Origin of the sequence: Janibacter sp. HTCC2649, from assembly GCF_000152705.1 — a bacterium.
In the GTDB taxonomy this organism is placed as follows: domain Bacteria; phylum Actinomycetota; class Actinomycetes; order Actinomycetales; family Dermatophilaceae; genus Knoellia.
This window is the reverse complement of record NZ_CH672413.1, coordinates 853975-865531: the sequence shown is the minus strand read 5'-3', so window position 1 is coordinate 865531 and position 11557 is coordinate 853975. Positions and strand designations below refer to the sequence as shown.

General features: G+C 69.3%; 11 protein-coding genes. 9 read left to right on the top strand and 2 right to left on the bottom strand.

Features of this window, described 5'->3' with window-relative positions; translation table 11 throughout:
- Window positions 1-31: 31 nt before the first annotated feature.
- The 8 genes from JNB_RS04150 (at window position 32) to JNB_RS04115 (ending at window position 8255) form a co-directional block, all read left to right on the top strand.
- Window positions 32-1135 (top strand): glycosyltransferase family 4 protein, encoded by a 1104-nt coding sequence (locus JNB_RS04150; RefSeq protein WP_009775160.1) that lies wholly within the window; start codon window positions 32-34, stop codon window positions 1133-1135.
- A gap of 86 nt (window positions 1136-1221) precedes the next feature.
- A complete protein-coding gene (locus tag JNB_RS04145; protein WP_237700611.1) occupies window positions 1222-2931 on the top strand; it encodes a CTP synthase in 1710 nt (569 codons plus the stop codon).
- Window positions 2928-3572, top strand: coding sequence for an NUDIX hydrolase (locus JNB_RS04140; protein ID WP_009775158.1), 645 nt, complete (start codon window positions 2928-2930; stop codon window positions 3570-3572). The genes JNB_RS04145 and JNB_RS04140 overlap by 4 nt, the downstream gene beginning before the upstream one ends.
- Window positions 3569-3979, top strand: coding sequence for a YchJ family metal-binding protein (locus tag JNB_RS04135; protein ID WP_083784376.1), 411 nt, complete (start codon window positions 3569-3571; stop codon window positions 3977-3979). The genes JNB_RS04140 and JNB_RS04135 overlap by 4 nt, the downstream gene beginning before the upstream one ends.
- A gap of 142 nt (window positions 3980-4121) precedes the next feature.
- Complete coding sequence (locus JNB_RS04130; RefSeq protein WP_009775156.1) at window positions 4122-4559, top strand: LysM domain-containing protein; 438 nt, start codon at window positions 4122-4124, stop codon at window positions 4557-4559.
- A gap of 171 nt (window positions 4560-4730) precedes the next feature.
- The gene (aspS, locus tag JNB_RS04125; RefSeq protein ID WP_009775155.1) at window positions 4731-6593 is read left to right on the top strand and encodes an aspartate--tRNA ligase; all 1863 of its coding nucleotides are present in this window, start codon (window positions 4731-4733) and stop codon (window positions 6591-6593) included.
- 1 nt (window position 6594) lies between these two features.
- Window positions 6595-7239: an HAD family hydrolase gene (locus JNB_RS04120; protein WP_009775154.1), complete on the top strand. Its 645-nt coding sequence runs from the start codon at window positions 6595-6597 to the stop codon at window positions 7237-7239.
- Window positions 7236-8255, top strand: a complete 1020-nt coding sequence (locus tag JNB_RS04115; RefSeq protein ID WP_305803884.1) for a GTP pyrophosphokinase family protein — start codon at window positions 7236-7238, stop codon at window positions 8253-8255. The genes JNB_RS04120 and JNB_RS04115 overlap by 4 nt, the downstream gene beginning before the upstream one ends.
- 122 nt (window positions 8256-8377) lie before the next feature.
- Here JNB_RS04115 and JNB_RS04110 read toward each other — a convergent pair whose 3' ends face one another.
- Both JNB_RS04110 and JNB_RS04105 read right to left on the bottom strand, forming a co-directional pair.
- Entirely contained in the window at window positions 8378-9157 is a 780-nt protein-coding gene (locus JNB_RS04110) for a GNAT family N-acetyltransferase (RefSeq protein WP_009775152.1), read from the bottom strand.
- Window positions 9154-9969: an alpha/beta fold hydrolase gene (locus JNB_RS04105; protein WP_009775151.1), complete on the bottom strand. Its 816-nt coding sequence runs from the start codon at window positions 9967-9969 to the stop codon at window positions 9154-9156. Before JNB_RS04105 ends, JNB_RS04110 begins: the two co-directional genes overlap by 4 nt.
- A 118-nt stretch (window positions 9970-10087) precedes the next feature.
- On the opposite strand from JNB_RS04105, the gene JNB_RS04100 reads away from it, so the two are divergent.
- Window positions 10088-11461 (top strand): replication-associated recombination protein A, encoded by a 1374-nt coding sequence (locus JNB_RS04100; protein ID WP_009775150.1) that lies wholly within the window; start codon window positions 10088-10090, stop codon window positions 11459-11461.
- Window positions 11462-11557: the final 96 nt, after the last annotated feature.

The window sequence follows — 11557 nt, the reverse complement described above, 5'->3', positions numbered from 1 at the left end:
GCCGACTCCACGATCATGAGGTGAGCCCCTGATGCGCGTCGTCCAGGTGATCGGTCGCAGCACCGGGGGAATCGGCACCCACGCCGTGGATCTGACCGAGCACCTTCGCGCCCTGGGTGACGAGGTCACGGTGGTGACGGACTCCATCACCGCCGAACGCTTCGGCCTGGTCGATGCCCGGCGTTGGTGGCCCTCCGGCCCCACACCGGGATCTGTCCGCAACCTGCTGCGCCTGCGCCGTCTGACGCGCTCGTCCGACGTGGTCCACGCGCACGGACACCAGGCCGGGTTGGTCGCCGTCCTCGCGGCCACGGGGACCGGGGTACCCGTGATCGTGAGCCAGCACAACGCCGTGCTCGCCGGTGGGTGGAGGCGCAAGCTGTCATCCCGCCTCCTCCAACGGTTCGTGGCCGGGCGAGCAGCCCTCTCAACGGGGGCGAGCAGTGACCTCGTGCTCGAGGCGCAGAGGCACGGGGCGCGTGCCGCCGTGCTCGCACCCGTCCCGTCGCCACGGGTGCCGGGCCTGCTTGCAGCAGAGCCCCTCGATCGCACGACGCGTGCCGCGCGCAGAGCAGCACTGTTGCAGGCGAACGGGATTGCGGAGGAGGGGCCGATGGTTCTGACCATCGCGCGCGTCGCGCCCCAGAAGAACTTGGACACGATCATCGACGCCGCGTCCGTCGTGGGCATCACGTCCACGTGGATCGTGGTCGGTGATGGTGATCCCGATCTACTGGCCAGGTTGCAGACGCGTGCCCGCGTCGAGGGTGCGCCGGTCCACTTCGTCGGACCACAGAGTGATCCGGGGACGTGGCTGCAGGCCGCCGAGGTCTTCGTGCTCACGAGCACCTGGGAGGCACGGGCCCTCGTGGTCCAGGAGGCGATGGCCGCTGGCGTTCCCGTGGTGTCCACGGACACGGGCGGTTTGCGTGATCTCGTCGACGGTGTCGGTGAGCTCGTAGCGGTCGGAGATGCCTTCGCGGTGGGTTCAGCCGTGCGAGGTCTGCTGAACGACCCGAAGGCACGTGAGTGCTCCGCCGCGGCCGGCCGACTCAGGGCAGCCGAGTGGGCCGACGGCGCCGCGACCGCCCAATGGTGGCAGGCGAGGTACGCGAAAGTCGCGCGCCGCGCGTAGATCCGGACAGCACGGCATACGCATCGGGTGTTCGACCTGCGAGTCGTGGTGAGCCTGACCCTCGCAATGACGTAGTGTTGAAGCCCGTGGTGGCTCAGACGAAACAGATCTTCGTGACCGGAGGCGTCGCCTCTTCGCTCGGCAAGGGCCTCACGGCATCCAGCCTCGGATTCCTGCTCAGGGCACGCGGTTTGCGCGTGACGATGCAGAAGCTCGACCCCTATCTCAACGTGGACCCCGGAACGATGAACCCGTTCCAGCACGGCGAGGTCTTCGTCACCGATGACGGTGCCGAAACTGACCTCGACGTCGGGCACTACGAGCGCTTCCTCGACCGCAACCTCATCGGCAAGGCCAACGTCACGACCGGTCAGGTCTACAACAAGGTCATTGCCAAGGAGCGGCGCGGTGAGTACCTCGGCGACACCGTCCAGGTGATCCCGCACATCACCAACGAGATCAAGGAACGCATGCGCGCCCAGGCGGCCGGGGCTCCCGACGTCGACGATGCCGAGGCGCCCGACGTCATCATCACCGAGATCGGTGGAACCGTCGGCGACATCGAGTCGCTGCCCTTCCTCGAGGCGGCCCGCCAGGTCCGTCATGACCTCGGTCGCGACAGCGTCTTCTTCCTCCATGTCTCGCTGGTGCCCTATCTCGCCCCCAGCGGTGAGCTCAAGACCAAGCCGACGCAGCACTCCGTGGCGGCGCTCCGACAGGTCGGCATCCAGCCCGATGCCCTTGTCCTGCGGGCAGATCGCGAGATTCCCGACGCGATCAAGCGCAAGATCTCGCTCATGTGCGACGTCGACACCGAGGGCGTTGCTGCCTGTGTCGACGCACCGAGCATCTACGACATCCCCAAGGTGCTGCACCGTGAGGGACTGGACGCCTACGTCATCCGTCGCCTCGGGCTGACCTTCCGCGATGTCGACTGGACCGACTGGGACCGCCTGCTCGGGCGGGTCCACAACCCCGAGCACCAGGTCGAGGTCGCCCTCGTCGGCAAGTACATCGACCTGCCCGACGCCTACCTCTCCGTCACCGAGGCCCTGCGTGCCGGTGGCTTCCACCACGACGCCAAGGTCAAGATCCGCTGGGTTGCCAGTGACGAGTGCCAGACCGCAGCGGGAGCCCAGAAGGCTCTCGGTGGGGTGGACGCCGTCCTCGTCCCGGGCGGCTTCGGTGTCCGTGGCATCGAGGGCAAGCTCGGCGCCCTGACCTGGTCGCGCGAGCACCGCGTGCCGACGCTCGGCATCTGCCTCGGCCTGCAGTGCATGGTCATCGAGTACGCCCGCAACGTCGCCGGGATCGAGGGGGCGAGCTCGACCGAGTTCGACCCCGAGACGCCGGCTCCGGTCATCGCGACCATCGAGGAGCAGAAGGCGTTCGTCGACGGAGCTGGTGACCTTGGCGGCACGATGCGCCTGGGTTCACAGCGCGCCGACCTGCGCGAGGGATCGGTTGTCGCAGAGGTCTACGGCGCACTGAGCGCCGACGAGCGCCACCGTCACCGCTACGAGGTCAACGAGTCCTACCGGGCCCAGATCGAGGACGCGGGTCTCGTCATCTCGGGGACGCACCCCGAGCTCGGGCTCGTGGAGTTCGTCGAGCTGGCCCGGGACGAGCACCCGTACTACGTCGCAACCCAGGCGCACCCCGAGTTCAAGTCCCGTCCGACGAGGGCCCACCCGCTCTTTGCCGGGCTCATCGGTGCCGCTATCGAGGAGCAGCGCGCTGCGCGTCTCGTCGAGGTCGAGCGTCCCAAGGTCAGCGCCGACGCCGAGGTCGTGTGACCGCGGATCGGTTCGCCGACGAGTTCGACCCTCGTCCGGTGCGCCGCTCCGAGGTCCTGGTGCAGGGCCGCGTGTGGGACGTCGTGCGCGACGAGGTGGACCTCGGCGACGCCGGCCTGCACGTGCGGGAGTACGTCCAGCACCCCGGGGCCGTCGCCGTGGTCGCTCTCGACGACGACGGACGCATCTGCCTCATCCAGCAGTACCGCCACCCCATCCGCGCCCGCGAGTGGGAGATCCCGGCGGGTCTGCTCGATGTCGAGGGAGAACCGCCGTGGGAAGCGGCCGCCCGCGAACTGCACGAAGAAGCCGACCTCGTCGCTGGCCGCTATGACGTCCTCATCGACCTGCGCCCCTCGCCCGGCGGTCTCGACGAAGCCATCCGGGTCTTCCTCACCCGTGACGTCTCGCGCGGCCCCGAATCCGATCGTCACGTTCGTGAGGCGGAGGAGCAGGGTATGCCGTTGGCCTGGGTTGCGCTCGACGACGCCGTCGAGGCGGTGCTCGAGGGCCGCGTCCAGAACGGCATCCTCGTGTCTGCCGTGCTCGCGGCTCAGGTTGCGCGACAGCGGAACTGGGACTCACTGCGACCCCACGACGCTCCCTGGGCCCAGGGGCCGGGCGGGTCGGAGCGCGCGTGATCAACGCAGCCGGCGATCCACGCTGCCCCTGCGGTGGTCAGCCTGAGGGAGCCACGCTCTCCGCCTGCTGCGGCCCGTACCTGGCGGGGGAGAGCTGGCCACCGACTCCGGTGACGGTCATGCGATCGCGCTACACGGCATACGCCGTCGGTGACAGTGACCACCTCTTCCGGACGTGGCATCCGGCGACCCGACCCACGGACGTGAGCCTCGACGGCTCACTCGAATGGCTGGGCCTCGAGATCCTGACGTCGTCCGAGGGCGACGTCGAAGGTGTCGTCGAGTTCGCCGCGCACTGGCGCTCGGGCGAAGGACGGTCGCGGCAGGCTGGCGTGATGCGTGAGCGGAGCACGTTCGTCCATCGCGCCGGTCGCTGGTTCTATCGCGACGGCGTGGAACTCACGTAGTGATCCACGTCGTGCGATTGCCCTGATGCTCTCGGGGCGTCACGCCGCCGACCTTGGGTAGCGTCGATCTGCCCCCACCGACTCCGGGGGTGCCCCGCGGCCGAGTGGCCTGGGGCCGCATCGAACCGGAAGGACCAGCCCCATGGGTTTCCTGGACGACGTCAAGAAGGGCCTCGGCTACGACGACAAGGACACTGTCGCCGAGAAGGCCAAGGAGAAGGCTGACGAGGCAAAGAGCAAGGCCGACGAGGCTGCCAAGGAGGCAGCAGATCGCAAGGCCGACGCTGACAAGGCTGCCAAGGACGCCGGCCAGGCTTCCGCCCCGGCGCCCGCCCCCAAAGCACCCGCACCCGCGCCGAAGGCCCCTGCACCGGCACCTGCCCCCGCTCCGAAGGCTCAGGCACCGGCACCCAAGAAGGCGGCCGCGCCAGCGCAGCGCACCTACACGGTGAAGAAGGGCGACACGCTCTCCGGCATCGGCGCGAAGTACGACGTGAGCTGGAAGAAGATCGCCAAGGTCAACAACATCGACAACCCGGACCTGATCTTCCCGGGCCAGAAGTTCATCATTCCCGACTGATCGGCGGCGGCCACTGGGCCGATGATCGACGAAGGGCCGTTCCGCCATCGGGTGGAACGGCCCTTCTGCGTGTCGTGGGCGGTCGGCATACCGGAAATGCGGTTCGTGTGAGGCGGGGGCCACTCCGTAGGATGACGGAGTTCATCCACCCCCGTTCCGAAGGACCCTCCCGTGCTCCGCACCCATGAGGCCGGCACTCTTACCGCCGACCACATTTCACAAGCAGGTCAGACCGTCACGCTCACCGGCTGGGTGGCCAAGCGTCGCGATCACGGGGGCGTCGCCTTCATCGACCTGCGCGATGCCAGTGGTGTCGTCCAGGTCGTCGCACGTGACGAGGTCCTCACCGGTGCTGCTCACGACCTGCGCGCCGAGTTCTGCATCAAGGTGACCGGCGAGGTCGTCGCGCGCACCGAGGCCAACGTCAACGCCGAGCTGCCGACCGGTGCCATCGAGGTCGTGGCGAGCGCCATCGAGGTGCTCGCGCCGAGTGCGCCGCTGCCGTTCCAGATCGATGAGCGCACCACCGTGGGTGAAGAGGCCCGCCTCAAGCACCGCTACCTCGACCTGCGCCGCCCGGGCAAGTCCTCGGCCGGCACCGCACTGCGACTGCGCTCCAAGGTCAACGCCGCCGCGCGACGGGTGCTCGAAGGGCGCGACTTCGTCGAGATCGAGACCCCGACGCTGACGCGTTCGACCCCTGAGGGCGCTCGCGACTTCCTGGTGCCCGCGCGACTGGCCCCCGGCTCCTGGTACGCCCTGCCGCAGAGCCCGCAGCTGTTCAAGCAGCTGCTCATGGTCGCTGGCATGGAGCGCTACTACCAGATCGCCCGCTGCTACCGCGACGAGGACTTCCGCGCCGACCGGCAGCCGGAGTTCACCCAGCTCGACATCGAGATGTCCTTCGTCGAGCAGGACGACGTCATCGAGCTGATGGAGGACGTCCTCGCCGAGATGTGGAAGCTCATCGACGTCGAGATCCCGCGTCCGATCCCACGCATGACCTACGCCGAGGCGATGCGTCGCTTCGGCTCGGACAAGCCGGACCTGCGCATGGGCCTCGAGCTCGTCGAGTGCACCGACTACTTCAGCGAGACGACGTTCCGCGTCTTCCAGGCGCCCTACGTCGGCGCCGTGGTCATGCCCGGTGGCGCGAGCCAGCCGCGCAAGAAGCTCGACGCGTGGCAGGACTGGGCCAAGCAGCGCGGGGCCAAGGGTCTTGCCTACGTCCTCGTGACCGAGGATGGAACCCTCGGAGGACCGGTCGCCAAGAACCTCACCGAGACCGAGGTGGCCGGACTGGCCGAGCACGTCGGTGCCAAGGCGGGCGACTGCATCTTCTTCGCCGCCGGTGACGCGAAGTCGTCGCGGGCGCTCCTCGGCGCGGCCCGCCTCGAGATCGGGCAGCGCGGGGACCTCATCGACAAGGACGCGTTCGCGTTCACCTGGGTCGTCGACGCCCCGATGTTCGAGCCCAGCTCCGACGCCGTCGCCAGTGGAGACGTCGCCGTGGGCGCCGGAGCCTGGACCGCCGTGCACCACGCCTTCACCGGCCCCAAGCCGGAGTTCGCCGACACCTTCGACACCGACCCCGGCAGTGCGCTGGCCTACGCCTACGACATCGTCTGCAACGGCAACGAGCTCGGTGGGGGGTCGATCCGAATCCACCGCCGCGACGTCCAGGAGCGCGTCTTCAAGGTCATGGGCCTCACCGACGAGGAGTCACAGGAGAAGTTCGGCTTCCTCCTCGACGCCTTCGCCTTCGGTGCCCCGCCGCACGGTGGCATCGCCGTCGGTATGGACCGCATCTGCGCTCTGCTCGCCGGCACCGACTCCATCCGCGACGTCATTGCCTTCCCGAAGTCCGGTGGCGGCTACGACCCGCTCACCGCCGCGCCGGCACCGATCACGCCGGAGCAGCGCAAGGAGGCCGGAGTCGACGCCAAGCCCGAGCCCAAGGGCGAGGCCAAGGGCGAGGCCAAGTCTGACTCCACGTCCGAGGCCAAGCCCGAGTCGAAGCCGGAGCTTGGCTGACATGACCGTGCGCGCCGACATCGACATCGTGGTCGACCGGCCACTCGATCCGGCGCGCCCGGTCAGCGTCCTGCTCTGGGACGCCGACGGAGTCATCCAGCACCCACGGCACGAGTGGGCTCCCAAGCTCGACGCCTGGGGCGGCCCGGGGTTCGCCGAGGCGGTGTTCGCCGCCGAGGTTCCCGCCCTGCGCGGGGAGGCCCCCTTCCATGACATCCTCGCCGGCGTGCTCGACGACTGGCCCGAGGCCACGGCGAGCGTTGGTGACCTGCTCGAGCTCTGGGAGCAGGTCGACGGTGACGAGGAGGCGGTGCGCTTCGTCCAGGAGGTGGCGGCGTCCGGAGTGACGTGTGTGCTGGCGACCAACCAGCAGGACCACCGCAAGGCCTATCTGCGCCGGGTGTTCGGTTACGACGCGGTCTTCGCGCGCTCCTTCTACTCGTGTGACATGGGAGCGAGGAAGCCCGAGCTCGCCTACTTCGAGCGCGTGCTCGAGGCACTCGACGTCCCCGCCGAGCAGGTTGGCTTCGTCGACGACGTGGAGGCCAATGTCGAAGCCGCCCGCCAGCTCGGCATCCGCGCCGTGCACCACGACCCGACCTCCGGCGTCGCGGGACTGCGCACCGTTCTGGGGTGGCCCGCGTGACCACGACGCCCGAGTCGGCTGACGGCGACCTCGTGCGCCAGGCGATCAAGGCGTATGCCGCGCAGCAGCCGGAGCTGCGGCCCGTCGCCGACGACTTCGCCACGATGATCACGGCCATGCTCGACGACGCCGGCATCAACTACGTCAGCGTCACCGGTCGGGCCAAGAGCGTCGGTTCCTTCGCGGCCAAGGCGGCCCGCACGGTCAATGGCGAGTCGCTCTACACCGACCCACTCACCGAGATCACCGACCAGATCGGCGTCCGGGTCGTCACCTACCTGCACGGTGACGTGGCCGCTGTCGCGGACCTGCTGTCCGGTGAGTTCAGCGTCCTCGATGACCGCGACCTCGGTCAGGAGACTGCCAGCGAGGGGCGGTTCGGCTACGCCAGCCGGCACCTCCTGGTGACCCTGGACGAGAACGAGAGCGACCCGGCATACACGCATCTTCGGGGACGCTCCGCGTCCGTCCAGGTGCGCACGATCCTCCAGCACGCGTGGGCCGAGTTCGAGCACGACGTCCGTTACAAGGGCTCCGTCCCCGCGGCGGACGTGCCGGACCTGGACCGCCGATTCACGCTCGCCGCAGGGCTTCTGGAGCTTGCTGACCGTGAGTTCACCGCGATCCGCGACCGGCTCCAGGCCAGTGTCGCCGGCATGGACTCCGGGGCCGTGGACGACGACCCGCGCATCAGCGGCACCGACCTCGCAGCGTTCCTGTCGGCTCAGTTCCAGGACGCCGGCTGGTCCCGCACCGACCACTACTCGTGGATCTCCGGGCTCCTCCTCGAACTTGGCATCACCTCGCTCGACGAGCTCGGCGGGTTGTTGGGTTCGATCGACGCCCAGGGCATCAACGAGCGCATGGACTATCGCTACCCGGCGGGTGCCGTGCGCCGCCTCGACGATGCCCTGCTTGCCGTCTTCGGGCCGCGCTACATCGGTCTGCACGGCAACGCGCACCGCGTGGAGTCACTCACTGCCCGTCTCGACAAGGTGCGCGCCACCCAGTCCTGACCCTCAGCGTCGTCGCAGCGTCGTCGCTGTCCGCACCAGCCGCGCAGACCCTCACCAGCCGCGCACCCATGCGTGCGCGGCTGGGCACGTTGTGCGCGGTGCGCGCCGCCGAGTCCTGATCGTCAGGTCGCGCGCACGACGAAGCGCGTGCGTGCAGCCAGGCCCACGACGTAGCCCAGGCGCTCGTAGAGGGTGCGCGCGTGGTCATTGCCCTCGAAGACTCCCAGCGACGACGCGCCGGTGCGTTCGATCGCTGCGCGAGTCAGGTATGCCGTGATCGCGGCTCCCAGCCCGCCGCCCCTGTGCGCGGGGTCGACGGTGATGCCACCGAGCAGGGGGACCTCGGCGTTGCCGGGCTCGTCGCACCCGCAGCCGATGATGCCGCCGGAGTCGTCGTGCACCACGACCCACCGCTGCTGCGGGCGCGCGAACGGGGTCGCATGAGTGTCGGGGTTGTGGGCTTTCAGGAAGTCGACGAGGGCGTCGTGCTCGTCGTCCCGGACCTGTTCGACACGCGGTTCGGCGGGCAGCGCCGGCGGGGGAGTGTCGGTCCACATCCAGTCCCACGTGTTGCCGCCACGGACCGGCAGCGCCTCGTCGACGACGTGATAGATCTCGCGCGGAGCCGTGACGTGCACGGGGTCGTGGTGGGCGAACCAGTCCGGGAACGGGGGAGCGGCGAGGAGCGTCGCCACCTCGTCGCGGGACCCGAGCAGCTGTACACCCCGGCGCCCGTCGTTCCAGGTCTGGGCCCAGGCAACGGCGGAGGTCCCGGTGAGGCCGAGCGCCGGCAGCAGCAGTCCCGGGCCGGTGTCGAAACGCACGACGGGTTGGCTCCCGCTCGCGACGACGAGCGCCTCCCGCGTGGCGAGACGCTCGACGTCGCAGGGTGCTGGGGTCACGCGGTGAGGAAGCGCACGAGCGCCGCGTTGAACCCGTCGGAGTGGCTGGTGTTGATGCCGTGGGGGCCGTCCTTGACGGTGACGAGCTCGCTGCCCGGGACCTGGTCGTGGGTGCGCTGTCCGGAGACCTCGATCGGCACGATCGCGTCGGAGTCGCCATGGATGACCAACGTCGGCACGGTGACCTTGGCAAGGTCCTCGGTGAAGTCCTCGAGCCAGGACACGATGCACGTGGCTGCGGCCTCGAGGTCGGCCCGGGCGGCGAGCGCGACGGCCTCGGCCCGCTGTTCCTCGGTGACCTTGAGTTCTCCGGCGGCGCTGAAGAAGTTCGTGAGGAACTCGTCGAGGAAGCCTTCACGGTCGGCACGCAGGCCGGCCTGCATCTTCTCGGCCTCGGCGCGGGGGAGCCCACCGTTGGGGTTGTCCTCACTGTTGAGGAGCCACGGCGGGATGGCCGCGGCGAACGCGATGCTGTGGAGGCGCTCCTCGCCATGGGTCCCGACGTAGCGCGCGACCTCGCCGCCACCCATGGAGAAGCCGACGAGCGACACGTCGCGCAGATCGAGCCGTTCGATGAGCCCGGCCAGGTCTGCCGTGAGGGCGTCGTAGTCATAACGACCATCCGCCGCTGGTTCCGACTGCCCGAACCCGCGCCGGTCGTAGGTGATGACACGCAGCCCGGCCCCGGTGAGCGCGGGGATGGTGTCCTTCCACGAGGCTCCTGACAAGGGCCAACCGTGGATGAGGACGACGGGGCGGCCCTCGCCGCCCGTGTCCTCGTGGTGCACCGTGATGGACGAGCTGTCGGGCATGACTTCACCTTTCGTCAAAGACTGGGCGATCGCCTCCCAACCTACGCAGGGAAACGAAGGCCTGACCAGCGCGGATGGCACGAATCTGGTCGTCGGTGGTGACCGTTAGGCTGCTGAGGTGGCAGCCGTTGACGATCTTTTCGCCTCCTCCGGGAGTGGGTCGACCTCGTCGACCCTGCCGCCACTGGCCGTCCGGATGCGCCCGGCCTCGATCGACGAGGTCCGCGGCCAGGACGCGGTGCTCCGCCCCGGTAGCCCGTTGCGGCGCCTCATCGAGGGATCTGGCGGCACGGCAGGTTCGCTGAGCGCGATCCTCTGGGGTCCTCCCGGGACCGGCAAGACGACTCTGGCCCACCTGGTCGCGACGGCGGCGAACCGGGAGTTCGTCGAGCTGTCGGCAGTGACTGCCGGCGTCAAGGACGTGCGCGCCGTGATGGAGGCGGCCGCGCGCAACCGTGACCTCTACGACCGGCAGACCGTGCTCTTCCTCGACGAGATCCACCGCTTCACCAAGGCCCAGCAGGACGCCCTGCTGCCCGGCGTCGAGACTCGGCAGGTCATCCTCGTCGCGGCCACCACCGAGAACCCGTCGTTCTCGGTCATCGCGCCCCTGCTCTCGCGTTCGATGCTCATCACGCTCACGTCCCTGGACGACGCGCAGGTCGCCGAGGTGCTCGACTCGGCGGTGACGGACGCACGCGGTCTCGACGCGGCATACGCCCTGTCGAGCGAAGCTCGCGAGCACCTCGTGCGCATCTCCGGCGGTGACGCCCGTCGGGCGCTGACCTCGCTCGAGGCGGCTGCAGGAGTGGCCCTCGACGACGCCCCTGCGGGACGCTCCGACGACACCCCGATCGAGATCACCCTCGCCCACGCCGAGCAGGCGGTTGCCCAGGCGTCGGTGCGCTACGACAAGACCGGCGACCAGCACTATGACGTCGCCTCCGCGTTCATCAAGTCGATGCGCGGCTCCGACGTCGACGCCGCGCTGCACTACCTCGCCCGCCAGCTCGAAGCGGGGGAGGACCCTCGCTTCATCGCGCGACGCATCGTCATCTCGGCGAGCGAGGACGTCGGCATGGGCGACCCGACCGCGCTCCAGACGGCGGTCGCAGCGATGCACGCCGTCGCTCAGGTCGGCATGCCAGAAGCGCGAATCATCTTGGCGCAGGCCGTTGTTCACAACACTCTCGCTCCCAAGAGCAACGCGGCGTATGCCGGGATCAACGCTGCCATTGCCGACATCCGTGGCGGACGTGGCGGGGCGGTGCCACCTCACCTTCGCGGGAGCGGGTATGCCGGTGCGACCCGTCTCGGACACGGCAAGGGCTACGTCTATGCCCACGACGAGGCCGACGGGGTGGCGCGTCAGCAGTACCTCCCGGACGACCTGCACGGCAAGACCGACTACTACCAACCGACCGATCGCGGCTTCGAGGCGCGCCTCCAGGAGCGCTGGACGTGGCTCAAGGAACGCCTCGGCCGCAGCTGACCCCCTCGGTCCTCGCAAACGCGGGAAATACCACGCGTTTGCGAGGACCGGAGCGTGCTGGCAAGGAACGCCGCGGCGCTCGCGGAGGTGCGACCC

Coding starts and splice junctions, on each gene's coding strand:
- JNB_RS04150 (WP_009775160.1), top strand. CDS start 32: ATGCGCGTCGTCCAGGTGATCGGTCGCAGCACCGGGGGAATCGGCACC.
- JNB_RS04105 (WP_009775151.1), bottom strand. CDS start 9,969: ATGCCCGACAGCTCGTCCATCACGGTGCACCACGAGGACACGGGCGGC.
- JNB_RS04130 (WP_009775156.1), top strand. CDS start 4,122: ATGGGTTTCCTGGACGACGTCAAGAAGGGCCTCGGCTACGACGACAAG.
- JNB_RS04120 (WP_009775154.1), top strand. CDS start 6,595: ATGACCGTGCGCGCCGACATCGACATCGTGGTCGACCGGCCACTCGAT.